Consider the following 25,987-nt stretch of genomic DNA (forward strand, 5'->3'; position numbering starts at 1 on the left):
CGGCTGCCGCCTAAAACGGCGAAAGCTGCTTCCAGAACGGCTTGCCTTCCTTGGGCGGGGGGCCGGGTTTGGCGCGGTTTTTCTCGATCTTGCACTCGACCATGGCGAAGGTCTCGGTCTTGCCGCCGGAACAGCCCACGAACACCTTCACGTGGTAGCTGTTGTCGTTATGGAGCAGAAAATATTCGAGCAGGGTCTTGCCGCCCGGAGCCGGGGCGGTGGCGTCGGGACGGCCGTACTTGGCCGTGAAGTCGGCCGTGGCTTTGGCGACGTCGCACGTTTCGAGTTCCATCCTGGAGGGGCTTAGGGAAAAGCTGTCCTTGTAGATGCAGCTGTTGTCCAGGATGTTCTTGCCGCCGACGTTGGCGGGCTGGGCGATGTATTTCGTCTTGGCGAGCAGTTCGCCCAGAGCCGGATTGGGATGGTAGGTCTGGGCCAGGGCCGGGCGGCAACACAAGAGCGCGGCAAAAAAGCAAAACGTCGCAACCGTACGCATCGTCATTCCTCCTTGCGCGGACGCCGCCGCCGGCCCGGGCGGGCGCGAGCGGCTACGCCGAAAGCTCCGCGATCCAGCCGGCCACCGGCTCCTCGATCAGGCGGCGGATCGCCGCGAGCCGCTCGGGTGTCTCGGCCTCGAAGCGCAGCACCAGCACGGGCTGGGTGTTGGAGGCGCGCAGCAGCCCCCAGCCGTCGGGGAAGGTCAGCCGCACGCCGTCCACGTCGATGACGTCGTAGCGGCCCGTAAAATAGTCACGCGCCTTCTCGACCACCGCGAACTTGACCGCATCCGGGCAATCCATGCGGATTTCCGGGGTGTTGACCGTGGCCGGCCAGTCCGAAAGCATGGCCCCGAGCGGCCTGTCCGAGGCGGCCACGATCTCGGCGAGCCGCGCGGCGGCGTAGATGCCGTCGTCGAAGCCGAAATAGCGGTCCGCGAAAAACATGTGCCCGCTCATCTCGCCGGCGAGGATCGCGCCGGTTTCGCGCATGCGCGATTTGATCAGCGAATGGCCCGTGGCGGCCATGATCGGCTCGCCGCCATGGGCGGCGATGTCCTTGTAAAGCAGGTGGCTGCACTTGACCTCGCCGATGACCGTGCCCCCGGGATGGGCGGCGAGCACCGCGCGGGCGTAGATGGCCAGGACCTGGTCGCCGTACATGAGCCGGCCGGAGCCGTCCACGACGCCGATGCGGTCCGCGTCGCCGTCGAGGCCCACGCCGAAATCCGCGCCCTCGGCCACGACCCGCGCCGCGAGGTCGGCGACGTTGGCAAGCACCACGGGGTCGGGGTGGTGGTTGGGAAAGCGGCCGTCGGGCTCGCAATAAAGCGGCACGACCTGCGCGCCGCACTGGCGCAGGGCCTCGGCGCAGACGAGCCCCCCGGCCCCGTTGCCGCCGTCCACCACGACCTTGACCGCGCGCGAAAGCACCATCTGGTCGGTCAGATGCTCCACATAGGAGGGCTTGATGTCGTGCTCGCAGACGATGCCCATGCCGGAAACGAACTCGCCTGCGGCCATGATGTCGTAGAGTTCCCGGATGGCGTCGGTGTGGATGGTGGTCTCGCCGCACCAGATCTTGAAGCCGTTAAATTCCGGTGGGTTGTGGCTGGCCGTGACCATGACGCCGGCTTTGCGCCCCAGTGCCTTGACCCCGTAGTAGAAGACCGGCGTCGGCACCATGCCAAGGCACACCACGTCGATGCCGCACGAGGCCAGGCCCACGGCCAGACGCGCCTGGTATTCGGGAGAACTCAGGCGGCAGTCGTGGCCGACCACGGCCTGACTGTGCCCCTGGCGCAGGAAATAGGTCCCGGCCGCCCGGCCGAGCAGCTCCACCCAGTCGGGGTCGAAATCGACGTCCACAACGCCTCGGATGTCATAGGCGCGGAAAACGCCGGGCGAGACGGATTTCATGCAGCATCCTCCATGCTGTTACGACGGCGGCGGTGGGGGCTTCCCTTGACCTTCCCCCGCATCTCTCCTATGCCGCCTGGGATGAACTGGGATTGGGAAAAGCTCACTGAGCAAAAACGCCGCCAGGGTTCGCCGATTCCGGACCCCGGCCGCTTCGGCGAGGATCTGGGCAAGAAACTGTCCTCTTTCAAGGGGCGGTTGCCGGGGGGACCGAAACTCGTGCTGTTGGTCGTGGTCCTTTTGTGGGCCGCCAGCGGCATCTACATCGTGGAGCCCGACGAGGCAGGCGTGGTCCAACGCTTCGGCGCCTACGCCTACAGCACCGGACCGGGGCCGCATTACCACTTACCGTTTCCCCTCGAGACCGTAAAGACCCCGAAAGTCTCCCAGGTGCGCCGGGTGGAAATCGGGTTCCGCTCCATGGCCGGGCGCGACGGCGGCACGTTGCAAAGCCGCCCGGTGCCGGAGGAATCGCTCATGCTCACGGGCGATGAGAACATCGTGGACGCGCAGTTCATCGTGCAATACCAGATCGGCAACCCCGTGGACTATCTGTTCAAGGTCGACCACCCCGACGAGACGGTCAAGAGCGCGGCCGAGGCGGCCATGCGCGAGGTCATGGGCGACGCCAAGATCGATTCCGTGCTCACCTCGGGCAAGCTCAAGGTGCAGACCGACGCCAAGAAGCTGCTCCAGGAGATGCTCAACCGCTACGACAGCGGCGTCGAGGTGCTCGCCGTGCAGTTGCAGGACGTGCATCCGCCCCGTGAAGTGGTGGACGCCTTCAAGGACGTGGCCAGCGCGCGCGAGGACAAAAGCCGTCTGATCAACGAGGCCGACGCCTACGCCAACGACATCCTGCCCAAGGCCCGGGGCCGCGCCGCGGCGATCCTCAACGAAGCCACGGCCTACCGCGAGCAGACCATCCGCCGCGCCAAGGGCGGCGCGGACCGCTTTTCGGCCCTGCGCACCGAATACGACAAGGCCAAGGACGTCACCCGCGAGCGGCTCTATATCGAGGCCATGGAAAACCTCTTCGCCAACCCCGACCTGGAAAAGATCGTGCTCGGCAACGACGCGGCCCGCCAGGCGGTGCCTTACCTGCCGCTGACCCAGCTTGCCCCGGCAGCGCCCGAAACGGCCGCCGCGCGGCCGGAGGCGGCCAAGGCCGACCCGGCCAAGCCCAAGGGAGGCCGGCCGTGAAAACTTCCGTCATCATCACCGCGGTGCTGGCTTTTTTCGCCCTTGTCGCCGCTTTTCAGAGCGTCTACGTGGTGGACCAGACCGAAACGGCCATCGTGCTCCAGCTCGGCAAGCCCACGGGCGACGCCAAGGGGCCGGGCCTGCACTTCAAGATCCCCTTCATCCAGAACGTCGTCTTTTTCGACGCCAGGCTCCTGGAATACGACGCCAAGACGGCCGAGGTGCTCACCCTCGACAAGAAAAACCTGGTGGTGGACAACTACGCCCGCTGGCGCATCGCCAATCCGCTCCTGTTCTACCGCACGCTGCGCACGGTGGGCCGGGCCCACGCCCGCCTCGACGACATCATCTACGCCGAACTGCGCGTGGCCCTGGGTCAGTACACGCTCCAGGACATCGTCTCGGAAAAGCGCGCCGTGATCATGGGCGAGGTGACGCAGAAGTCCAACCAGCTGCTCTCCCCCTACGGCATCGACATCGTGGACGTGCGCATCAAGCGCACCGACCTGCCGCCGGAAAACGCCCAGGCCATCTACGGCCGCATGCGCGCCGAACGCGAGCGCCAGGCCAAGCTGTACCGTTCCGAGGGCTGGGAGGAGATGGAAAAGATCAAGTCCGGCGCGGACAAGGACCGGGCCGTGCTCCTGGCCGAGGCTGAACGCCAGGCCGAAGTGCTGCGCGGCGTGGGCGACGCCGAGGCGGCGTCCATCTGGGCCGAGGCCGTGACCAAGGCCCCGGACTTCTTCTCCTTCACGCGCAGCCTCGAGGCGTACCAGAAGGCTTTTGCGCACAAGACGCGGCTGGTGCTCACGCCCCAGAGCCCGTTTCTCAAATACTTCCGGTAGGCCGTGCCCCGGTCCCGTGACCGGGGCCGGCCCGCCGGCCTTGACAAGCCCTGCGCCTTTGGCGGAAGGTTCAACCCCATTTCCGCGGGCGGGTGGCCCGGGCGCCTTCCGTCCGCCATTCCCGCACCAACCCAGAGGGGGAAACGATGGTCCTCGAGCTGATCAAGCCCGGCACCAACATCAACTTTCTCAAGTACCGCAAGCTGGCCTACCTGATTTCGGGGGCCATCATCGTGGCCGGGTTCATTTCCCTGGCCATGCATGGCGGGCCGCGCCTGGGCGTGGACTTTTCCGGCGGCCTGTCCATCCAGGTCCGCTTCGCCAAGTCCATCGACGTCAAGACGATCACCCAGGCCGTGGACGGCGTGGGCCTGGACAACGTGGTCGTGCAGCGCTTCGGCAAGGACGACGCCAACGAATACCTCATCCGGGCCTCGGAAAGCGACGCGCACCAGGAATCCATCCGCGCGGCCGTGGAGGCGTCCCTGGCGAAAAACCTCCCGGATTCGGGTTTCGAGGTCCAGCGCCTGGAGATGGTCGGCCCCAAGGTCGGCGCGGACCTGCGCGGCAAGGCGCTCGAGGCCATCTTCTATTCGGTGCTGCTCATCGCCATCTATATTTCCGGTCGCTTCGAACAGCGCTGGATGGCAGCGGGCATGATGGCGGCGGGGCTCGCCGGCGGCATCTACGTGCTCAAGCTCTTCGGCGCGTCGACCGTGTGGCTCATCGTGGCCGCCATGGTCATCACGCTCGCGCTGTGCTTCGTGATGCGCCTCAAATACGCGCTCGGGGCCGTGGTCGCGGACCTGCACGACATTCTGGTCACCATCGCGCTCTTTTCGCTGCTCGACAAGGAGTTCGACCTGACCATCGTCGCGGCGCTGCTCACCATCCTCGGCTATTCGCTCAACGACACCATCATCGTCTACGACCGCATCCGGGAACATCTCCGCGCCGCGGGCAAGGGCATGCCCTTTGGCCAGTTGATCAACCAGAGCATCAACGAAACGCTCTCGCGCACCATCCTCACGGCCGGCACCACGCTCATCACCGTGGCCTGCCTGTACGTCTTCGGAGGCGCGGTCATCCACGACTTCGCCCTGGCCATGCTCATCGGCATCCTGGCCGGCACGTATTCCTCGGTCTTCGTGGCCAGCCCCATCCTGCTCGACCTGGGCTCGGGCCTGACGCCGCGCCCCAAGGTCCCGGCGACCAGCGGCGACGCGACCGCGGCCAAGGCCTGAGGCCGACACGCTTTCGCAGACGCAAAAGGCCGTCTCCGCAGGGAGGCGGCCTTTTTTCATTGCGCCGGGGCAAAGGGCTACTGCCCGGAAAGCAGGAGCAGCAGCGGCGCCGGCGGCAGCGTCGTCACCGCGGACGCGGCGGGATGGGCCAGGGAGTATTCCTGGACGGCCTGGATGAAGAACCAGCCGTCCGTGGGCGGGTTGCCCGTGCCATGGGTGCTGTCGCCGACGCCCGCGCCGAACAGCGCGGCGATGACGCCGTATTCGGGCAGCGCGCTTATGTGTTCGCTCCAGGTCACGGTCGTGCCGTCGCGGGAGACGCCCGCGTCCCCGGCCTTGTTCGTGGCGAAATAATCGGCCCGAAGCGTGGTTGTTTCGGTGAAGGCGTCGCCGAAAAAGAAGGTGGCGCAGCTGTCCTCGTAATGCTGGGAGGTGTTGTCCAGGTCCGTGAAGGCCTCCCCCGTGCGCACGCTGACGCGCGAAGTGGCATTGATGCGTCCCACGGGCAACTGCCACAGTACCATGGGCTTGCCCGTGGCCTCGCCCAGCGTTTTGACGAACAGCAGGTAATTGTTCCAATGGTCGCTGTTCCAGAACCAGGTGGAATTGTCCGGGTCGTCGGGAGAGCTGATGCCGGCGTCCAGGCCGTACTTGTCGATGGACACGAAATCCGCGTCGCTTTCGAGGATGCCGGCGGCGACGGCGTAGGCGGCGATCTCCTTGGCGGCGTCGACGATGGTCTGCCGTCCGGCGGTCCAGCCGAGGTCGCGTTCGTCGGTGCGGCGCATGACGCCGCGCGCGCCCGTGGCCGTGGGCGAAGCCCAGAGGTTCAATTGCCAGCCGAAAACCACGTTGCCGCCCTCGGCGCGGACCTTGGCGTTGATGCGTTTGACCGTGTCCGTGAGGGTGCCGTCGGCGGTCGTTATGGCCGCGGGGGCGAGCCCGGAATTCTGCTCCATGTAGCCGAGGAAGTCCGGTTCGAGGATCACGCCGTAGAGCTCCCCCTGCATGACGGCCGTTGCCTGGGAGAGAAAGAGGCTCAGGTTTTCGTAGTAGGCGGCCATGTAGGACGCGTCCTGCACGTGGCTCAAGTCCGTGTAGTAGCTCTCGCCGCCGTCCGGGATGTTGTAGAAGACGAAGAAGGGCACGAGTCCGAGTGCCAGGCTTTCCTTGGCGTAGGAGGTGGCCCGGTCAGGGTCCCAGGAGCTCCAGCCGGAGACGGGGCCGCCGTTGATGTAGATGTAGCGGATGTCCGCCCGTGTGCCGGCCTTGCCCGATTCGTGCCCGCGCCAGAAGGCGAGGTCGGCATCCGAATCCTCGGAAACCGAGCCGAGGGCCACGGGCCCGGGCAGTCCCAGCAGGCTGCCGTCGGCATTGTCCACGCGCAGTCCCATGAAAAGGGTCGTGCCGTCGGCGAAGGTCAGGCGTAGTCCCGTGCGGCCGGGGGCGCGGCCCGTGGCGCGCAGCGCGCCGTCCGCGACGACGAGGCGCGCCGCGTCCGGGTTTCTCGGGGTGACGGCCGTGAGTGTCTTGTCGAAGGAAAAGGTCCGCGTCTGTCCCGCCCGGACATGGATCTGCAAGGGGTCGTTGACGCCCAGGGTGAAGGTGTTCGCGTCGCGGTCGGCGTCGATGCGGTAGTCGCCGGTCGTGGTCGTGGTGGTCGTTGTGGTCGTGGCGCAGTCCGCGCACCACGTGCCGGTGACGGTGATGTCCGCTGGCGCGGCAAGCCCGCCCGGGGCCGCCGTGAACCCGATGCTGACCGATGCCCCCGGCGCGATGGTCCCGTTCCAGGAGGCCGGACCGAAGGCCGCCGTGCCGGCGTCGCTGCTTAAGGAGACGGCGTTCCAGCAGCTTTGGATGGTCCCGGCCAGGGGGAAGGAGACCGTCCAGTCGGTCAGGGACTGGGTGGCGGAATTGTTGGCGACGGTGAGCGTGGCGGTGAAGCCGGACCCCCAATCCTGGTCCACCGTGTAAGCGGTCGCGATGTTCTCCAGGGCGCAGGCCGCACGGGGGGCAAGCAGGCAGGCGAGCGTCAGCGCGATATGGAGCGGGAGGCGCAACGGGAAAGTTCGCATGCATTTCTCCGGTTCGGGACTGGGAGCGGAAGGGCCTCTGGAGAGAAGCTCCAGCAAAATTCATGCAATAAGGAGCAGGTACGGCGACGTGCGCAGCGTCTGCCGCGTCGTTCCACATCCGGTGGATGCCGCCGTGGTGATGCGCCAGTGGTCATGGAACCGTGGGAAGGGTTTCACAGGCCGGTGCGCGGCCGTGTGTGAAGATTCCCGGCGCTCAAAGGAGTCTCGCCCCGGGACGGCTTCCGCTGCGGAAACGCGCGGGGGATGCGACCGAAACGGTCAGGCGATGCGGGAAAGAGGCACGCCGGCATGACGCCCCACCACAGCCGGGCATTGTAGCGACCGGCTGTGGTGAGGGACGGCGGCTACTTGGACAGGCCCGAGGCGTGCTGCGACTGGTACGCGGACAGTTCCTGGTCGTAGCGCTTGTACTGCTCGAGCGCCGCCTCCTTGGCCTGACGATAGCGCGTCGCAGCCTCGGCGTTGCCGTCGCGGCGGGCGTCCTCCTCGGCCTGGGAGTAGCGCATGTAAGCGTACTTGTTTGATTTGACCTTTTCGGCCAGCACCTGGTCGGGGGCGTGGACGATTTTCGAGCTGCATCCGGACAGGGGCAGCCCCAGAAGCAGCGCGAACAGACAAACGATCAGACGCAGGGAAGGATGAAGTGCTTTTTGCATGGCGAATGACGGGCGGAGCCCATGCCGCGTCACATGGCGGCGGGACTACAGCCGGATGTTGACGATGCCGCCCTGCGTGACTTCCAGCACGCCGGAAGCGACGGGCTGGATGTTGCCTGCGGACGTCGGTTCCACATGGCCTCCCAGGGGCACTTCCACGTGTCCGGCCGGCGACGTCTGCACGGCGCCCGCCGGCGACGGCGTCACCGCGCCGGGTGGGCCGGCTTCGAAACGGCCGGGCGGCAACGCTTCGATGCGGCCTGGGGGCAGGGCCTCGATATGGCCGGAGGGAGACGCTTCGGTGTGTCCGGCTGGCGTGACGGCATCGGACATGGCTCTTCCTCCTCGGACGCACGGCGTCCTTGCCTGTCTGTATGCCGTATTTCGCCCGGCGAGGCAATGCCGGGGCAGATCGGGGGGACGGCGGTCAGGCGGCGCGGGCGGCCTTGCGCGGTCGCACCAGGGTTTCGGAAGCGATTCCGGCCAGGTAGAGCACGCCGCGCAGCAGCAGCGGATAGCGCGGCGCGGGGGCCTCCTGGGCTGCCTGCTCCATGGAGGCGATGTCGCCTTGACGCCGCCCCTGGGTCAGGCGGCGGTGGATGGCGCGCGCTTCCTCGTTGCGGTCGTTTAAAAGCAGGCTCTTGTGCGCGGCCCGGCGGGCCAGATCCGGCCGGCGCAGGAAATGGTAGGCCTTGGAGAGCCCCAGGTAGATGTCGGCGTTTTTCGGGGCGAGCTCCAGGGCGTGGCGGTAGAGCACGATGGACGAAGTGTAATGGCGTTCACGCAGAAGCTCGTTGCCAAGGGCCAGGAACGGATTGAACCCGGCTTCGTCATCGCGAAGCAGGGCCACGAACTTGTCGCGCAACTCCACGAAGCGGTTCGCGCGCGCGCAGACCGAGGCCGCTTCCTTCATGTAGTGCCGATACTGCTTGGTGCTGCCCTTGGACTTCCAGGCCCGGGCCAGGCCGAGGTAGGCCTCGACGAACAGGGCGTTGATCGCCAGGGCCTTGTGAAAGGCGAGGATGGCGCGTTCCACGTCGCGCACGGCAAGCGCGGCCATGCCTTCCTCGAAAAAACGGGGCGCGTCGTCGGGCGTGCGGGCCACTTCCTCGTAGTCCTGCCGGGCTCCGTCGGGGTCGCCGGCGGCCTCCCTGGCGGCGGCGCGGGCCAGGGCCGCCTTTTCCGCGGCGGCGAAACGGGCCATGTGCGCGGCCATGGCGAGGTGCTTGCGGAAGGTGTCCTCGGAGTAGGGGCGCAGGCACAGGCCGGCCGCGCCGAGCTTCACGGCCGAGAGCACGTCGTCGCGCCGGGCATCGGTCATGGCCAGGATGACGGGGATGTGCGCCAGGGCCGGATCGGCCCGCAGGGCGGCGACGAAGGTGTTGCCGTCCATGTCGCCGAGGGCGGCGTCGCAGAAGATGACGTCCACGGGCTCGCGGCGGGCCAGGGCCAGGGCCTCGGTCCCCGTAGACACGTGACGCACGGCGAACATGCGCACGCGCTTGAAGAATTCCCGATCGATGCGGGCATGGCCTTCGCTTGCGGTCACGATGAGCGGGGAGCGGAAGAGCGTGTCGGGCGTCACTGGCGCGGTCATGGCCGAATCCTCGTCCTGGCGTTATGCGGGGCGGGCTTGCCCCGACACACACCGTATCGACCGCCGCATCGGATGCTTTAGGGGAAAAACCCCATCGGGCCACGAGACGCAAACCGCCCGCCGGGTGCGAGACCCGGCGGGCGGCAAAATGAGGCATAAGGACGGGGTGTCGCCGTTACTTCGCGGCGACCATCTTGATCAGGCGCACGAGCTGGTTGGTGAAACCGGCCTCGTTGTCGTACCAGGCCAGGACCTTGCACAGCGTGCCATCGAGCACCTGGGAGGCCTTGGCGTCGACCACGCCGCCGTGGGTGTCGCCCAGGAAATCGACGGACACCAGCGGCTCTTCGGTGAAGCCCATGTTCTCGCCCGAGGCGGCCTTGAGCGTGGCGAGCATGCCCGCCGTGTCCGTGGGCTTCTCCAGTTCACAGGTGAAATCCACCACCGAGACATTGGGCGTGGGCACGCGGATGGACATGCCGTCCAGGCGGCCGGTCAGCGCCGGGATGACCTTGGTCACGGCGCGCGCCGCGCCGGTGGTCGTCGGGATCATGGACAGGGCGCAGGCCCGGGCCCGCCGCCAGTCCTTGTGGGAGCCGTCCAGGATGCGCTGGCTCATGGTGTAGGAGTGGATGGTGGTCATCAGGCCGTGCTTGATGCCGAAGGCGTCGTTGAGGGCCTTGGCGATGGGGGCCAGGCAGTTGGTGGTGCAGGAGGCGTTGGAGATGATTTTGTGCGCGGGGGAAAGCTCGTGGTCGTTGACGCCCATGACGATGGTGACGTCCTCGTCCTTGCCCGGGGCGCTGATGATGACCTTCTTCGCGCCGGCGCACATGTGCTTTTCGCAGGATTCGCGGTCCACGAACTTGCCTGTGGTCTCCACCACATAGTCGCAGCCGCATTCGTTCCAGCGCCACTCGCCGCCGCCGTGGCGGGTGATCTTCACGGGGTTGCCATTGATGCGCAGGCCCTCGTCGGTGGGCTCTACCGTGCCCGCGAAGCGGCCGTGCACGGAATCGTACTTGAGCAGGTGGGCAAGCTGGGCGTTGTCGGCCCTGGCATTGATGGCCGTGAGGGTGATCTCGGGGTCGTCGGCCACAAGCCGCGTCAGGTACCGGCCGATGCGGCCGAATCCGTTGATGCCGATCGTCACCGCCATATGCGTGTCCTCCTGGGATGGTTCGTATACGGGCGTTGGAAAGTCGGGTTTCCAGCGGGCGACGTGCCCGCAAGCGGGCAAAATCTTAGGCCGAATCACGCTTTTGTGTCAATGCGGCGTCGCCAAAAGGCGGCCGTGCCCCGGCGGACGTCAAAGACGGCCATGGGCCATGGCCGCACGGCGCGGCAGGGCCGTCAGCCGCGCCGCCACTGCCAGGGCAACGAGGGTCAGGTCGCACCAGGCCATGGCCGAAAGGGGGCGCGCGGCATAGAAGTTCCAGGCCGCTTCGGCCGTGGTGTGGGCGTAGACGGGAAAGGAACCCAGGACCGGCCAGAGCAGGACTGCGGGCTTGACCATGTCGCAAAGCAGGTGCAGCGCCCAGAATAAGGCCGCCACAAAGGGCCAGCAGGCCGGCAGGGAAAAGCGCCGGCAAGCCCAGGCGAAGGTCCCGAGAAAAAGCGCCGCGCCGCAGAGGCTGTGGGCGATGCCGTGGCCGGGCAGGCCGAAAAGGAGCTTGAGCGGCTTGTCGATCCAGTCCGGGCCGAAGGCCGCGATCATGCAAAACGGCAGGTCCGCCCGGCGAAAAAGGAACTGCTGGCCGAGCGAGCCTGCCGCGAGGTGTCCGAACACCATGGGGTGGCCTTATTTGGGCAAAAGCCAGGTTTCGTCGATTTCGAAAAGCGGAAAGGCCGGCTGGGGTTCGGGCGCGCCGCGCACCATGCCGTCGTAGCAGGCGCGCTCCTGGTTGAGGGCGCCGTTGTCCGTGATGCGGATGACGTTGCCGACCGGCTCCTCGCCGTTTCCTTTCTCGAAATGCTCAAGCAGCAGGTCCGTGCCGCCGGACTTGTTCGTGCCGAAAAGCCAGCGCAGGCCCTTGTACTTGCCGCCCTTGGCCCCGGGCAGGGGCGTGGGCACGCCGTAGCGCGCGGTCAGTTCCTTGGCCAGCCTGTCGAAAAGCGCCAGGGAGCCGTCCTTGTATTTGAGCCGCACCCGCTCCACGCGGTTGGTGGTGGCGCAGCCTCCGAGGATCACGTAGCCGGCCTCGAAGCCCTTGGTCGGCTTGAGGTTGGCGCGAATCATCCAGGGCCGGTCCCACAGCGGGGCCAGGCGGGAGAGGTCCAGGCGGTCGCGCAGGCTCTCGGCATCCGCGCCGAGGGCGATGCCGGCGATTTCCGTGGGAGCCTTTGCGGCGAAGGCCGGAACGGCCAGGGCCACGGCGAGCAGCAGGGCGAGAAGGACCGGAAGGCGATGGTGCATGGGGCGCTCCTTGAACGGCGTTTGAAGAAAACGCCTTTCACAAAGCCTGCGGGCGGGGCCGTTGTCAAGGGGCCGGGCTTGCCGGGCGGCACACCATGGCGTAGAACGCGCGCATGCCCGCCGGGCGTGTCCGCCCGCCGCCATTTCCAAGGAGAACGCCGTCATGTCCAAAAAGGCCCTGCTTTTTGCCGCTCTGTTCGTGCTCGTGGTCTTCCGGGGACCGGCCCTGGCCGCTTCCGCCAGCTCGGCCACCTTCGCCCACGCCTGGAACAACTATTCGGAAAAGGAAAAACGCTCGTTCCTGTTCGGCTTGGCCACGGCCGCACGGGCGATCTGCACGGACCTGACCAGCCTGCAGAAAAATCTCAAGCCTCAGGAAATGGAAAACAGTTTCCGGGGCTGCTTCAACAACTACGCCGGCATGGAGCCCGATCGCGTGATCGCGGCCATGAACGCCCTGTACGCGGATTCGAAAAACGCCATGATCCCCATCGACGGCGCCTACCGCATCGCGCTCATGCAGGTGCGCGGGGACAAGGTGGACGACATCATCGTCCAGTCCCGCAAGTACGGGGAAGGTCTCAAGAAGCAGCTCGAGCAGCAGCACAAGGCCGACCAGTAGGCTTTTCCGGGGCGCACACCCCGTTTTCCGCGGGCCGGGGGAGACCGCCTGCTCCCGGCCCGGCCCTGCCTAGTAGTCCCACTTCCAGTTGACTCCCACGCCCTGCTTGTTGTTCGCGCCCACGCGGCTGTCGATGGTGATGTTGGGGGTGACCTGCACCTCCACGGACACGGCCCCGCTTTGCGCGCCCATGCCCTGTTCCACGCCCACGGTCACGCCCTTGACGATTTCCTTGCCGGCCTTGAGCACGGTGGAGGAGATGCCGCCCTTGCCCGAGACCAGGGTGAGCTGGTCGAGGCCCAGGATGCGGCGCGTGCGGGCCAGGATGCTCGTCGGCGTGCCGCCGGCGTAAAGCGAGGCCGCGGCCTGGGCCAGCTGGGCCGCCTGGAGCGGCGACAGCGTGGCCGCGCTTTGCCCAAAAAGGATGCGCGAGAGTATCTCGTCGTGGGACAGCGTCGGCTTGGACACGAGCGAGATGTTGGGGCTCGTCGCGTCGCCCGTGATGGCCACGCCTGCCGTCACCCCGTCCGAGGAGGTGTTTTCGGCCAGGATGTCGAAGGTCGGGGCCGGAGGCGTCTCGCCGTGGAAGACGATCTCGCCCTTGCTGATTTCCAGGTTGCTGCCGAAAAGCTCCACCCGGCCCTTTTCCACGTAATACTTACCCACCACCCGGGGCGCGGCCGCCGTGCCCGTGACCTTGACCTCGCCGCTCCAGCGCGATTCGAGCCCGAGCCCCCGCACGTAGACGGACTGCCCGAGCGCCACGGCCAGATCGAGGTCGATGTGGCGCGCGGCCGCGGGTGTTGCGAGCTTTTTCTTTTTTTTCGGTGTGTTGGGATCGTTGATGATGGTGACGGGGATGACCGTCACCTCGGGAGGCAGGGAGGACGGCAGATTGATGTCCGCCGGGCCCAGCGTGATCTTGCCTGTGGCGCGCATGCGCGACAGGGTGCCGCTGACCTGCGCCTTGCCGTCGGCCGTGACCGTGGCCAGGTCGAGGCCGGCCACGCGCAGCCGGGTCAGGGCCAGCGCCAGATCCACCGGGCCGTTGACGAGGTCGGACACGCCGACGGTGCCCGAAAGCGTGAAGCTGCCGCCTTTGCCGTCCTGGCCGGAGCCCTGGCGGATGGTGAGCACGCCGCCGGCCGCGTCGGCGCGCAGGAGCAGGTTGTGCAGCACGAGTCCGGCGTCGGCGTTTTCGAGTTTCCTGGCGGCAAGGGCCAGGGAACCGGTCAGCGACGGCGCGGCAAGGGTGCCGCCGAGGCTCAGGTCCGCCGAGAGCCTGCCATCGATGCGGGTATTGGCCTGGGCCAGCAGCACGGCCATCTGGGACAGGTCGCTGTCTGCGGTGATGCGTCCGGAAAGCGCGGCCCCGGCGGGCACGTCGGCGACGAAGGGGGCGAGCGCGAAGCGGATGGGCACGGCCGCCTCCACGGTCACGGCTTCCTTTTGGCCCGTGGGCGCGACGCCGGCCGCCAGGGTCGCCTTGCCGCCGGCGACCGTGGCCTTGGCCCGCATGGAGAGCGAAGACATCCCTTTGCCTTTCTCCGCGGCCAGCGTGACCTTTTCCAGGCGCGCCTCGGCCGTGCATTCGGGCCGGGACGGGGAGCCGGAAAGCGTGGCCGTCACGGACGCCGTGCCGCCGATGCCCGGCGCGCCGAAAGCTCCGAGCAGCGGCAGGGGAAAGCCCGTGATCGCGGCCTTGCCCGAAACCCCGCGCGGCCCGAGGCTGCCCGAGGCCTCGATGCGGGCCTTGTCGAAAGCCAGGGACAGCCCCGAAAGGCTGGTCGTACCCCCGTCGAGGCCGACCACGGCCGGCGCGGCCAGATTGAAACGGCGGCCGTCGAGAGCGCCGGAAAGGGAGGCGAGCGTCACCTTGCGGCCCTTGCCCGCGGCGGCCATGGAAGCCTTGGCCGCCAGTTGCAGGGCCTTGCCGCCGGCGACGGTCCCTTTGGCGTCCAGGTCGGCGGCCAGGGTGCGGCCGTCGCCCGAGGCGGCGACGGAGAGGGAGGAAAGGGCGATGCCGCCGGCCGCGATGCCGGAGCCGGCAACGGTCGCCTTGCCGCGCGGATTTCCCGTGACGTCGCCAAGGCTCGCGGCGACGGTCAGGCGGCCGGCCGAAAGTCCCGGCAGGGCGAGGTTGGTCGCGGCGATGTCTGCCGTCAGGCCCTGTCCGTCGCGGGCGGCGTCGGCGGCGACGTACAGCCGTAGCGCCCCGGCCAGGCGTTGGCCCGTGAAGCGGCCAAGTCCGGCCAGGTTGGCGGCGTTGCCCGAGAGCTTGCCGGTGACACGTCCGGTTGCAAGCGCCACGGCGGCCTCGCCGGAAAAGGAGGCGTCCGGCGCGCCAAGGCGCAGGTTTTGGATGCGCAGCCGGTCGCCGGCCAGGGCGAAATCCGTCTCGATTTTTGCTGTCTCGCCTTCGCGCCGGGCGGCCAGGGCGAGCTTGCCCGCGGCATTGCCGGCCACGTCGTCGGCCGTGACGTCGAGGTTGACGCCGGCCAGGGCCAGCTCCCCGGCAAGGAGCTTGTCCAGGGTCGCCTTGACCGCCACATGCGGCGAGGCGGCCTTGCCCGAGGCCGTAATATCGCAGGAAAGGGCCCCGGCGACGCGCTGGCCCAGGGCGTGCTCCAGCACGGACAGGTCCGGGGCTGCGAGCGTCAGCTTGGCCGCGACGGTGCCGGCGGTCTCGAAGCTGCCGGAACCGGTCAGGCGTACGGCTTTGCCGTCGAGGTCCAGATCACGGAGTTTCGCGCCGTTTCCCGAAAATTCGAGTGCGGTGGACAGGCGCGGCACGGGGCCGAGCAGGGCGGCCAGGGCGGCGCTCGCGGCGTCGTCACCGGGCGCGGCCGGGCCGGCGAGGCGGGAAAATTCCGCCGCGAGCGTGGCCTTGCCCGCGCCGTCGGTGTCGGCCGCGACCGAGGCCTTGAGGGAAAGGCCGCCGGAAAGGCGCAGGCCGGCCAGGGACGCCGCGCCGGCGAGGTCGGCCACGGTCAGCGACGCGTCGCCCGTGGCGCGCCCCTGCGCGAACCGGGCGTCGGTCAGGCGCAGCTCGCCGCCCTGGCCGGTGAGCGAAACCGATTTCGCGGCAAGGTCGCCCTTGGCGTCCATGCCCGCGTCCACGGCCAGACGCAGGGACTGTCCGAGCAGCGTCGCGCCTTCGGGGCCGGTGAGGCCCGCAAGGTCGCCCGTAACCGTGACCTTCGCGCCGGGAAAGGCGTCCGCGGCAGGGCCGGCGAGGGCGGCTTCGGCGCGGATGTCCCCGGATTCCATGCGCAGGGGGCCGGCGGCGAAGCGCGCGGCGCGCACGGTCGCCGTCACCGCCGGCTGCGCGATGCTGCCCGAGGCCTTGACCGTGACCGTGGCGGTTCCGGCCAGGAACGGGTCGAGTACGGCGGCGTCGGGCACGTTCGCCGTGATCGTCGCGGCGATGTCCTTGCCGTCCGGGGGCAGGTGCGCCGTGGCGGCGAGCGTGCCGGCCGCGGCGGCGACGTCCGCGCGGTCGAGGAAGAATTCCCCGGACAGGATGCCGAAGCGGCCGGCCAGGCGGCAGTCGGGCCGCTCCCCGACGATGCCGGCCACGGCATCCGGCAAAAGTCCCGGCGGCGGTGAAAAAGCGGCGTCCAGGGAAAAGGAGCCCATGGCGGCCGCAGCGAGCGGCACGGCCAGGCCGAGGTCGGCGTGCAGGAATTCCTTTTGCTGAAGCGTAGCGGAAAGGCGTCCCTTCCAGCCGGAAAGCGGGCCGTCGCCGGCGAGGCCGACGGCGAGCGCGCCGCCGTCCGGCCCGGCCAGGGCGCTTGAAAGAAGCCCGCCGGGGGCGTCGTTTACGGAAATCTTGGCCGAGAGCTTCCAGTCGGCGTAGTCCAGCGCGCCGCCGGCGCGCAGGGCAAGCGGCTTGTCGCCGTCCAGGCGCGTGGCTTCGAGCGCCAGGGCCACCACGCCCTTGCCGGACTCGGCCAGCCTGCCCGCCACGGCAATGACCGCGTCCTGGCCGGCCACGGGCGCGTCCAGGATGATGCGGTTGACGGCGAGGCGGTCCACCAGGATGGCCGGCAGGCGCGGAAAATGCGGCGGCCATTCCATGGGCGGGGCGGGTTCGGTCGCGGGCGGTACGTCCGGCGCGCGGCGCAGGCGCACCACGTCGGCCGAGACTTCGTTTATGAGCACGCGGCCGCGCACGAGCGCCGTCGGCGACCAGGAAAAGCGGGCGTCGCTGACCACGAGCCAGATGCCGTCCTTGTCGGCCAGGGCGAAACGCCCCACGCGCAGGGAAACGGGCAGGACGCCGGAGACGTCGCGGATGGTCGCGGTCATGCCCGAGGCGGCGTGGATGGCCGACTCGGCCAGACCGGCCGCCGCGCGAAGCCCTGCCGGGGTGAGCAGCGCCGCCCACGCGAGCAAAAGCAGGGCGAAAAGCCCGCCGCAGCAGATCACGACGGTGCGCGGGAAGGAACGCCGCCGGGGACGCGGGTGCTTTGGCGGCGGGGCCTTAGAAGGACTGTCCGATGCTGAAGTAGAATTGGGCAATGTCGTCGATGTCCTTGCGCGGGGTCACGGGCGTGGCCACATCCAGGCGCACCGGGCCCACGGGCGTGTACACGCGCACGCCGAGCCCCGCGCCGAGCAGCAAAGGCTGGTTGTAGGGCGGCAGGGGGTTTTCGAAAGCCGATCCGCCGTCGAGGAACGGCACCACGCCGATGAGTTCGGTGATGCGCAGGCGCAGTTCCGAGGAAAAGGTCAGTACCGAGCCGCCGCCGATGGGGGTGTTGCCCCGCAGCGGGCCCACGGTCTGGTAGGGGTAGCCGCGGATGGAGCCCGCGCCGCCGGCATAGAAGCGCAGGTCCGGGGACACGTCGTCGCGGTCGGCCCCGATATTGGCCGCGCCGGTCACGCGGGTGGCCAGGACGAGGCCGGGCTTGTCGATGAGCTTGAAGTAGTTGGCCACGGAGAATTCCGGGCGCAGGAAATTGGGGCCGCCGGCCAGGGTGCCCCAATAGGGGGCCATGGAGAGGCTGCCGAGCACGCCCTTTTGCGGGTCGAGCACGTCGCTTCGGCTGTCGTAGCCGGCTTCGAAGGGCACGAACACGAAGCCGTAGCGTTTGTCGTCCTCCCAGGGCCGCGACTGGTCCTTTTCGATGCGCGAGGCGCGGTAGCCCAGGCCCGCCGCGGCGGAAAAGGATTCCGTGAACTGGCGGCGCACCGAGCCCGTGGCCTGGACGTTCTGGCCCGCGTAGGCCTTCTTGTTCTCGTTGGCGGTCTTGAAGTTGGCCTTGAAGAGTTCCTTGGGCGTGATGAAATCCGGCTTTTCGAAGGAGGCTTGGCCGACCTGTTCAATGGAGGAGGCGCTGGCGGACACGGAAAGTTTCTCGCCGCCGCCGAAAAGGTTGCGGTGCTCCCAGCCCAGGTTGGCGCCCGGTCCTTCGTCGGTGCGGTAATCCACGCCGCCCTTGACCGTGCGGTGCTTGCGTTCGGTCACGGTGACGACGATGGGCACGCGTCCGTCCGGCGCGGGTTCGGGAGCGGGGTCGGCCTGGACCATGGCGAAGAGGTCCAGGGAGACGAGCTTCTTGCGGTATTTCTCCACCAGGGTGACGTCGTAGGGCGCGCCTTCGGTCCAGGGCGCAAGCCCGGCGAGGTAGTTTTCCTTGACCGAGGCCAGCCCGGAAAAGCGCGGCGGCCCGAAGGTCGCCTTGGCCCCGGCGTCCACGTCCCAGGCCACGGTCACGGCATGGCTGTCGAAGTCGGCCGTGACCTTGCGGTCCGTGACCTTGGCGTAGGGGTGGCCCTGGCGGCGCAGGATGTCCGGGATCTTGGCCTCGGCGTCCACCACGGCCTTGGCGGAAAACGGCGAGGGCACGGTCAGGCCCAGGGCTTCGGGCGTGGGCAGGCCGGCGTCCCGGGGGTTGAGCTTGACCCGGCGCAGCTCAAAACGCGGCCCGGGATCGATGGCGTAGGTCAGCACGGCGGGCGTGGCCGACTGGTCCACGGAAACGGCGATGGTGGCCGCGAAATGGCCGTCGGACTGGAAGACCTTGGTGAAGGCGGCCTTGTCTTCCTCGGCGCGGCGCTCGAGCAGCAGGATCGAATCCGGCGGTGATTGGATGAGGGTTTCAGCCTTGGAAACCTGCTTGAGCAGTTCCAGGGTCTCGGGGGGGACGTCGCCGCTGTAGCGCACCACGTAGGAAAGCCCCGCCGGCGTCTGGGACGCGGCGGTGCGGGTCGCGGCGCGACACGGACCCGGCCAGGCCAGGACGAGCGTCACGATTGCGACGAGCACGGCGCGGACAAGCATTTGCATGGGAAAGCCAACACGACGTTTCCGCAAAGGAAACATCCTCCCCTGAAAACACTGCCTAGCACGATGCACGGCGGCCAAGCAACCGGTTCGATGGCTCATGCGCGCCTGTAAAGCATCTTTTCCGCTTCCATGACGCAAAATCCGGCCACGGCCGCGCCTGCGACGCGCAACCAGGACGCCGCGCCGATGGCGGCCGCGTCGAACACGTCGCGAAGCGGCGGGGCGTAGGTGAAGGCCAGTTGCAGCAGCATCGCCCCGGCCATGCCCCACAGCACGTAGGGGTTGCCGGCAAGGGGCAGCGAGAGGGCCGGGCGCGAAAGCGACCGGCAGGACAGGAGGTACGCCGCGCCCATGGCCACGAACACGTTGACGGCCACGGTGCGGGCCTGCGCCTCGCTGCCGCCCGCGGCCAGCTCCCAGTCGTAAAGGCCGAAGGAGGCCGTAAGCAGCAGCAGGCCCATGAGCGCCACCCGGCGCGCCAGGGCCCAGCCCAGGATGGGCCGGCGGGGATCGCGGGGCGGGCGCTCCATGATGCCCGGTTCGCGCGGCTCGAAGGCGAGCATGAGCCCGAGGCTTCCCGCCGTGGTCATGTTGATCCAGAGGATCTGTCCGGGCGTCATGGGCAGGGGCAGCCCGAAAAGCACGGCGCAAAGGACAACGAGCCCCTCGCCGAGGTTGGTCGGCAGCGTCCAGACCAGGAACTTGACCAGGTTGTCGAACACGCCGCGCCCTTCCTCCACGGCGGCGGCGATGGTGGCGAAGTTGTCGTCGGCCAGCACCATGTCCGCGGCTTCCTTGGCCGCTTCGGTCCCGCCCCGGCCCATGGCCACGCCGATGTCGGCCTGCTTGAGGGCCGGAGCGTCGTTGACGCCGTCGCCGGTCATGGCCACGACATGCCCGATCGATTGCAGCGCCCGCACCAGGCGCAGCTTCTGTTCGGGCGCGACCCGGGCGAACACCTGCGTGCGCGCGGCGAGCCCGGGCAGGTCGGCCTCGGGCGCGGCGTCGATATCGGCCCCGGTTGCGGCCGCAACCGGCGCGCCGGCCTCGCCGAGGCCCAGCTGCGCCGCGATGGCCGCGGCCGTGGCCTTGTGGTCGCCGGTGATCATCTTGACCATGACCCCGGCGCGGCGACAGGCGGCGACGGCGGGGACGGCCTCCGGGCGCGGCGGGTCGAGCAGGGCAGCAAGTCCCAGGAAGGCGAGCCCCCCGTCCCGCGTGGCGTCCCCGATGGCCGCCTCCCCCGGGGGCAGCTCCCGCCGGGCCACGGCCAGGATGCGCAGGCCCCGGCTCGCCATGGCCTCGGCGACGCGGCGCACGTCCGGGGCAAAGGCCGGTTCCCGGCCGTTTTCCCCGCAGCGGGCGAGCACGGCCTCGGTCGCGCCCTTGACGTACAGCACGCGTCCCGCGCCGTCCGGCCGCGCATGGAGCGTGGTCATGTACATGCGCGCGGAATCGAAGGGTTCTTCGGCCAGACGCGGATGGGTCGCGCGCGTTCGTTCTGGGTCGATGCCGGCGGCTGTCGCGGCCGCGAGCAGCGCGGCCTCGGTGGGATCGCCGGTAAACCCGTCCGCCGTATCGGTGAGGACCGCGTCGTTGCAAAGCGCCGCGGCGGCGAGGAGCGCCTTGAGGCCCTCTCTTGCCGGGGCGTCCCCGGGCGTCCCGGCGTGCGGCGCGAACGCCCCGTCCGTGAGCCGCCAGAGCGTCCCCCCCGCCAGGGCTTCTGTTGCGGTCATGCGGTTGATGGTCAAGGTGCCGGTCTTGTCCGAGCACACGACCGTGGTCGAACCCAGGGTTTCCACGGCGGGCAGGTGGCGGATGACGGCCTTGCGCGCGGCCATGCGCGAGACGCCGATGGCCAGGATGACGGTGACGGCCGCGGGCAGGCCCTCGGGGATGGCCCCCACGGCCAGGGCCACGGCGGCCATGAACATGGCCTGGGGCGGCTCGCCGCGCCAGACGCCGACCGCAAAACAGACCCCGGCCAGGGCCAGGATGGCCACGAGGAGCACGGTGGAAAAGCGCGCGATGGCCCGGGTCAGCGGCGTGGCCAGGGCATCGGCCCCGGCGGTCAGGTCGGCGATGCGCCCGATTTCGGCGTCGTGCCCCGTGGCGACGATGACGCCGGTCCCCGCGCCGTGGGCCACGGCCGTGGCGGCGAAGGCGAGGCACGCGCGCTCGGCCAGGGGCGCGTTTGCGGCCACGGGCTCCGTGAACTTGTCCACGGGCACGGATTCGCCGGTCAGGGCCGATTCGTCGATGCGCAGGGACTTCGCGGCAAGAAGGCGCATGTCCGCCGGGACCCGGTCGCCGGCGCGCAGGCGTACGATGTCGCCGGGCACGAGTTCCGCGGCCGGGATGACGGCGAACGCGCCCTCGCGCAGCGCCTCGGCTGTGGCGACCATGGTCCGTGACAGCGCGGCCAGGGCCGTGACGGCCTTGGCTTCCTGGAAATAGCCGAGCGCCGCGTTGACCGCGACCACGGCGCAGATGACCCCGCCATCCAGGATGTGGCCGAGGAAAAACGACGCCGTGGCCGCGGCCAAAAGGAGCAGCACCAGAGGCTGGAGGAACTGCCCGGCCAGGCGGCGCAGGGGACCGGGGCCATCGGCGACGTGCAGGGCGTTGTCGCCGAAGCGGAGGCGGCGCGCCGCGACCGTGTCGCGGTCGAGGCCTTGTTCGGGATCGACGCCCAGGGCGGCGAGGACGGCGGCGGCGGGCAGGGCATGGGGTTCGGACACGGCGGACAGGGGAGGCGAAGCGGGCATGCGGGACCTTTCCGGTTACAGGGGCGGCGACAAACCGGGAGCGTTATTCTATTGTATTCCAGGTTCGCCGTTGGAATTCAAGTCCCGCAGGTCCGCAGCGCGGCTTGACCCCCGGGGAACCGTTGTCCTACTATCGTAGAGCGAAGGGGCGCGAAGCCCATTTTTAGTAGATAACCCTGCCAAAGGCTGGTGGAAGTTGGACAGGCCCAAACGTATTCTGGCGATAGACGACGAGCGCATCAATCTGCGGGTCATCGGCGGACTTTTGCGCAACCTCGGGCATGAGCCTGTCCTGACGGAATCGTTTGCCGAGGCGAGCGGATTGCTTGATGCGAGCATCGACCTCGTGCTGCTCGACGTCATGATGCCGGAGACCGACGGTTTCACCGTGGCGCGGCGCATTCGCGAGATGCCGGGCGTCTCCGACGTGCCCATCATCATGGTCACGGCGCTGACCAGCAAGCAGGACCGGCTCAAGGCCGTGGAGGCCGGGGCCAACGATTTCATCTCCAAGCCCATCGACCTGACGGAACTGCGCGTGCGCATGGGCTCGCTGCTCAAGATGAAGGAGTCCCAGGACGAGGTGAAGCGCTACCAGGCCGAGCTCGAGGAAATGGTGGCCGTGCGCACCTCGGCGCTCCAGATGGCCCTGGAAAACGTCAAGGAATCCCAGCGCACCATCCTGGCCGCGCACCTGGAGACCATCCACCGGCTGGCGGCGGCGGCGGAATTCAAGGACGAGGAAACCGCCGACCACATCCAGCGCATGAGCCGCTACTGCGCGCTCCTGGCCCACAAGCTGGGCCTGCCCGACGCCGAGGTGGACCTGGTGCTGCAAGCCAGCCCCATGCACGACATCGGCAAAATCGGCATTCCGGACAGCATTCTCTTAAAGCCCGCCAAGCTCACGCCGGAAGAATGGGTCGTGATGCAAAAGCACACCATCTTCGGCGCGCGCATTCTCGGCGAATCCAATTTCGAGCTGCTGCGGGTGGGCGAGATCATCGCCATGTCCCACCATGAGAAATGGGACGGCTCGGGCTATCCGCGCAACCTTTCCGGCGAGGACATTCCGCTCTACGGCCGCATCTGCGCCGTGGCCGACGTCTTCGACGCCCTGACCAGCAAGCGACCCTACAAGGAAGCGTTTTCCAACGAGAAATCCCTGGAGATCATGCGAGCCGGCCGGGGCAGCCATTTCGACCCGCGCATCCTCGACGTCTTTCTCCAGGACTTCGAGAGTGTCGCCGCCATCCAACAGGAATTCGAGCTGGACGGCCCTCTTTCCAAGGCCCTATGAGCGAGGACGCCCGCCGGCCGTCCGTTCTCATCGTGGACGATGTGCCGGCCAACATCCGGGTGCTGGTGGATTTCCTGCGCGAAGGCCACGACCTGCATGTGGCCACGAGCGGGGCCGGCGCCCTGGAACTGGCCGCGCGCCTCGCCCCGGACATCATCCTTCTCGACGTGGTCATGCCCGACATGGACGGCTACGAGGCCTGCCGCCGGCTCAAGGCCGACGAGGCCCTGGCCGGTATTCCCGTCATCTTCGTCACCGCCTGCTTCGCCCCCGAGGACGAGGCGTTCGGGCTCTCGCTCGGCGCGGTGGACTACATCGTCAAGCCGGCCAGCCGGGCCGTGGTCCGGGCGCGGGTGAAAAACCACCTGGAGCTGCGCCGGGCCCGGGAATCCCTGGCCCGCCAGAACGCGGTCCTGACCGAGGCGGCCAAGCTGCGCGAGGACGTGGACCACATCATGCGCCACGACCTCAAGGCGCCGCTGACCGGGATCATCGGCCTGCCGCCCCTGATCCTCGAAGAGGGGGGCCTCAGCGACCAGCAGACCCTGTTCCTCAAGCTCATCGAGGAAAACGGTTTCAAGATGCTCTCCATGATCAATCTGTCCCTCGATCTGTTCAAGATGGAGCGGGGGGCCTATGTGCTGTGCGCCGAGCCCGTGGATGCGGCGGCCGTGGCGCGCCGGCTGTTCGTGGAGCTTGCGACCCTGGCGGGCTACCGGCGCAACGCCTTCGTCCTGACCGTGGACGGCAGGCGCGACGACGGCGCGACGCCGGTCGTGATCTGCGTGGAAAAACTGCTTTTTTACACCATGCTCGCCAACTGCCTCAAAAACGCCCTGGAAGCCTCGCCCGGGGATGCCGCAGTGTCCGTGGATTTGCGCCAGGGCAACCCGGCCCTGGTGGTCATCGCCAACCACGGCGTGGTGCCGCGGGACATCCGCTCGCGGTTTTTCGGGAAGTTCGCCACCTCGGGCAAGAAGGGCGGCACGGGGCTCGGGGCGTATTCCACGCGCCTTATGGCCGAGACCCACGGCGGTTTCGTCCGCATGGAGACCTCCGACGAAACAGGCATGACGGTCATCACCGTGGCCCTGCCCCAGCCGGAGACGCGGGAAACGACACCCTGACAGCCCGTTGCGCCGGAAGAAAGCACAGGAGGACGTTATGGACGCATACGACGATCCCGGCCGGCTGCTCGAACTTTCCGGGTCCTACTGGCAGGCCTGCGCCCTGCACGCCGGGGCCATGCTCGACGTCTTTTCCCCGCTGTGCCGCGCGCCCATGGACGTACCCGCCCTGGCCGCGCACCTTTGCTGCGACGCCAGGGCCCTGGCCATGCTGCTGACGGCGCTGGTCGCCATGGGGCTGCTCGTCAGGGACGGCGACGCCTACGCCGCCGCGCCCCCGGCCCGGGCGTTCCTGGACAAGGGGTCGCCGCGCTGCGTGGCCCACGTGGTGCGCCACCACCACCGCATCATGGCCTCGTGGGCGCGCCTGCCAGAGGCCGTGCGCACGGGCCGGCCCCTTGGCGAGCACATGACCGATTACGGCGACCCCGGCGCGCGGGAGGACTTTCTTTTGGCCATGGACGGCATCGCCTCGGCCATCGCCCCGGTCCTCGCGGCCAGGGTGGACCTGTCCGGCCGGCGGCGCTTTCTGGACGTCGGCGGCGGGCCCGGCACCTACGCCTCCCATTTCTGCCTGGCCAACCCGGGCATGACGGCCACGGTCTACGACCTGCCGGCCAGCCGGGAATACGCCCTGGCCAAGGCCGCGCGCCTGGGGACGGCGGACCGTGTGGATTTTTCCGCCGGCGACTACCTGCGCGATCCCCTGCCGTCCGGCTACGACGTGGCCTGGCTGTCGCAGATCCTGCACGCCGAAGACCCGGACGGTTGCCGCACGGTCATCGCCAAGGCCGCGGCCGTACTTAATCCCGGGGGCCTGCTCTTCGTGCACGAGTTCATGCTCGACGACACGCTGGACGGACCGCTTTTCGCCGCGCTTTTTGCGCTCAACATGCTGCTCGGCACGCCGCACGGCCAGGGCTACGCCGAAGGGGCGATCCGGGGGATGCTCGAGGAAGCGGGCGTGCGCGAGGTCAGGCGGCTCGATTTCACCGGTCCCAACGGGTCGCGGGTGCTGTGGGGCGTGGTTTCGGCAGCGTAGGGGCCGCTCAGACCGCCATGTCCAGGACCGACCCTTTCTCCAGGGCGGTGGCCTGGCCGGTCAGGGTCGTCTGGCCGAGGCCGGCGGCCTCGCCGTACTGGCCCGTGAGGTAGGCGTCGGCGGCGGAAAGGGCCGTGCCGAGGCCCTGGCGGTTGACGCCGGTCTGCTCGAGGCTCGCGTCCAGGATGTCCGACACCGCGTCGGCGGTTTCCTTACCGAAACGCTTGGTCACGTCGTCCAGGGTGGCGGAAAGGGTGCTTTGGATGGCGTCCGCGGTCCCGCCCGAACCGGTCGTGCCGTCCGTGGCGTAGAACAGTTCGTCGTGGCCGTTCTGGAAATAATCGTTGACCGCGTCGTTGAGCGTGCCGTTGAACTGGGCGATGGCGGCGTCGCCCGAGGCGATGCCGAAATTGCGGTCGATGAATTTAAGGGAGGAGACCAGCGCGTCGCCGAGCGCGTCCTCGCCGCCCGAGCCGTCGTCCACGCCCTTGATGACGATGCCCATGACCGCGGTCGCGGCGGCGTCGCCGTGTTTTTCCCGCACGTATTCGATGGTGTCGGCCAGGGATTTTTCGAGCGCCCCGGCCGCGCCGCTGTCCATCAACGTCCCGGCGTTGCTGGCCGTTTGCGCGGCTTGCAGCTTACTCAGGATGTCGGCGGCGAACACGTCCGCCGTGCCGGAGGGGGCCTTGAGCGTCGCCGTGTACGCGGCGGTTCCCTCTTGTTGCGTGGCGAAGCCGAGCTTGAGGCCATGGCCGTCGGCCTTGCCCGAGGGCAGCAACGTGCTGAGCGTGCTTGTCGTATTGCTCAAGGAACCTATCTGCATATCCGCCTCGCCGTTAGGGGAACGTCCTACACGC

General features: G+C 68.5%; 20 protein-coding genes. 7 read left to right on the plus strand and 13 right to left on the minus strand.

The genetic code is table 11. From position 1 onward, the window contains the following. Nucleotides 1-10: 10 nt before the first annotated feature. Both Q368_RS0103320 and Q368_RS0103325 read right to left on the minus strand, forming a co-directional pair. Entirely contained in the window at nucleotides 11-496 is a 486-nt protein-coding gene (locus Q368_RS0103320) for a hypothetical protein (RefSeq protein WP_029457311.1), read from the minus strand. A gap of 52 nt (nucleotides 497-548) precedes the next feature. Further along, a complete protein-coding gene (locus Q368_RS0103325) occupies nucleotides 549-1,916 on the minus strand; it encodes a phosphomannomutase/phosphoglucomutase (RefSeq protein ID WP_029457312.1) in 1,368 nt (455 codons plus the stop codon). An 81-nt stretch (nucleotides 1,917-1,997) separates the two neighbouring features. Between Q368_RS0103325 and hflK the strand changes: the two genes are divergently transcribed. From hflK to secF, 3 genes are all read left to right on the plus strand, one after another. After that, nucleotides 1,998-3,119, plus strand: coding sequence for an FtsH protease activity modulator HflK (gene hflK / locus Q368_RS0103330; protein ID WP_029457313.1), 1,122 nt, complete (start codon nucleotides 1,998-2,000; stop codon nucleotides 3,117-3,119). Continuing rightward, nucleotides 3,116-3,964, plus strand: a complete 849-nt coding sequence (hflC, locus tag Q368_RS0103335) for a protease modulator HflC (RefSeq protein ID WP_029457314.1) — start codon at nucleotides 3,116-3,118, stop codon at nucleotides 3,962-3,964. Before hflK ends, hflC begins: the two co-directional genes overlap by 4 nt. A 146-nt stretch (nucleotides 3,965-4,110) precedes the next feature. Next, on the plus strand, nucleotides 4,111-5,208 hold the full coding sequence (gene secF, locus Q368_RS0103340; RefSeq protein WP_029457315.1) for a protein translocase subunit SecF: 1,098 nt from the start codon (nucleotides 4,111-4,113) through the stop codon (nucleotides 5,206-5,208). A 77-nt stretch (nucleotides 5,209-5,285) separates the two neighbouring features. Here secF and Q368_RS23705 read toward each other — a convergent pair whose 3' ends face one another. The 7 genes from Q368_RS23705 to Q368_RS0103375 all read right to left on the minus strand — a co-directional run bounded on the left by Q368_RS23705 (nucleotide 5,286) and on the right by Q368_RS0103375 (nucleotide 11,973). Beyond that, complete coding sequence (locus Q368_RS23705; protein ID WP_052360008.1) at nucleotides 5,286-7,283, minus strand: cellulose binding domain-containing protein; 1,998 nt, start codon at nucleotides 7,281-7,283, stop codon at nucleotides 5,286-5,288. 365 nt (nucleotides 7,284-7,648) lie between these two features. After that, entirely contained in the window at nucleotides 7,649-7,960 is a 312-nt protein-coding gene (locus Q368_RS0103350) for a hypothetical protein (RefSeq protein ID WP_029457317.1), read from the minus strand. Nucleotides 7,961-8,005: 45 nt separating this feature from the next. After that, on the minus strand, nucleotides 8,006-8,293 hold the full coding sequence (locus tag Q368_RS0103355) for a hypothetical protein (RefSeq protein ID WP_029457318.1): 288 nt from the start codon (nucleotides 8,291-8,293) through the stop codon (nucleotides 8,006-8,008). Between the two features lie 94 nt (nucleotides 8,294-8,387). After that, entirely contained in the window at nucleotides 8,388-9,557 is a 1,170-nt protein-coding gene (locus Q368_RS0103360; RefSeq protein WP_029457319.1) for a response regulator, read from the minus strand. 175 nt (nucleotides 9,558-9,732) lie between these two features. Further along, complete coding sequence (gap, locus tag Q368_RS0103365) at nucleotides 9,733-10,716, minus strand: type I glyceraldehyde-3-phosphate dehydrogenase (RefSeq protein WP_029457320.1); 984 nt, start codon at nucleotides 10,714-10,716, stop codon at nucleotides 9,733-9,735. A 150-nt stretch (nucleotides 10,717-10,866) separates the two neighbouring features. Further along, entirely contained in the window at nucleotides 10,867-11,349 is a 483-nt protein-coding gene (locus Q368_RS23710) for a metal-dependent hydrolase (RefSeq protein ID WP_052360009.1), read from the minus strand. A 9-nt stretch (nucleotides 11,350-11,358) separates the two neighbouring features. Beyond that, nucleotides 11,359-11,973 (minus strand): hypothetical protein, encoded by a 615-nt coding sequence (locus tag Q368_RS0103375; RefSeq protein ID WP_029457322.1) that lies wholly within the window; start codon nucleotides 11,971-11,973, stop codon nucleotides 11,359-11,361. Nucleotides 11,974-12,136: 163 nt separating this feature from the next. Between Q368_RS0103375 and Q368_RS0103380 the strand changes: the two genes are divergently transcribed. Further along, nucleotides 12,137-12,595, plus strand: a complete 459-nt coding sequence (locus tag Q368_RS0103380) for a hypothetical protein (protein ID WP_029457323.1) — start codon at nucleotides 12,137-12,139, stop codon at nucleotides 12,593-12,595. Between the two features lie 69 nt (nucleotides 12,596-12,664). Here Q368_RS0103380 and Q368_RS0103385 read toward each other — a convergent pair whose 3' ends face one another. The 3 genes from Q368_RS0103385 to Q368_RS0103395 all read right to left on the minus strand — a co-directional run bounded on the left by Q368_RS0103385 (nucleotide 12,665) and on the right by Q368_RS0103395 (nucleotide 21,658). After that, complete coding sequence (locus Q368_RS0103385) at nucleotides 12,665-17,026, minus strand: translocation/assembly module TamB domain-containing protein (protein WP_245611276.1); 4,362 nt, start codon at nucleotides 17,024-17,026, stop codon at nucleotides 12,665-12,667. Between the two features lie 55 nt (nucleotides 17,027-17,081). Further along, on the minus strand, nucleotides 17,082-18,890 hold the full coding sequence (locus tag Q368_RS0103390; protein ID WP_029457325.1) for an autotransporter assembly complex protein TamA: 1,809 nt from the start codon (nucleotides 18,888-18,890) through the stop codon (nucleotides 17,082-17,084). 95 nt (nucleotides 18,891-18,985) lie between these two features. Beyond that, a complete protein-coding gene (locus Q368_RS0103395) occupies nucleotides 18,986-21,658 on the minus strand; it encodes a cation-translocating P-type ATPase (RefSeq protein WP_084158663.1) in 2,673 nt (890 codons plus the stop codon). A 196-nt stretch (nucleotides 21,659-21,854) separates the two neighbouring features. Between Q368_RS0103395 and Q368_RS0103400 the strand changes: the two genes are divergently transcribed. The 3 genes from Q368_RS0103400 to Q368_RS0103410 are packed head-to-tail and all read left to right on the plus strand — an operon-like array spanning nucleotide 21,855 to nucleotide 25,127. Then, on the plus strand, nucleotides 21,855-22,958 hold the full coding sequence (locus Q368_RS0103400; protein ID WP_043784975.1) for an HD domain-containing phosphohydrolase: 1,104 nt from the start codon (nucleotides 21,855-21,857) through the stop codon (nucleotides 22,956-22,958). Continuing rightward, nucleotides 22,955-24,085, plus strand: coding sequence for a hybrid sensor histidine kinase/response regulator (locus Q368_RS0103405; RefSeq protein WP_029457328.1), 1,131 nt, complete (start codon nucleotides 22,955-22,957; stop codon nucleotides 24,083-24,085). Before Q368_RS0103400 ends, Q368_RS0103405 begins: the two co-directional genes overlap by 4 nt. A 37-nt stretch (nucleotides 24,086-24,122) precedes the next feature. After that, nucleotides 24,123-25,127, plus strand: coding sequence for a methyltransferase (locus tag Q368_RS0103410; protein WP_029457329.1), 1,005 nt, complete (start codon nucleotides 24,123-24,125; stop codon nucleotides 25,125-25,127). A 7-nt stretch (nucleotides 25,128-25,134) separates the two neighbouring features. Here the strand turns inward: Q368_RS0103410 and Q368_RS0103415 are convergent, their stop codons facing one another. Continuing rightward, entirely contained in the window at nucleotides 25,135-25,953 is an 819-nt protein-coding gene (locus Q368_RS0103415) for a hypothetical protein (RefSeq protein ID WP_029457330.1), read from the minus strand. Between the last annotated feature and the right edge of the window lie 34 nt (nucleotides 25,954-25,987).

This window comes from Solidesulfovibrio alcoholivorans DSM 5433 (genome assembly GCF_000702665.1).
Lineage (GTDB): Bacteria > Desulfobacterota > Desulfovibrionia > Desulfovibrionales > Desulfovibrionaceae > Solidesulfovibrio > Solidesulfovibrio alcoholivorans.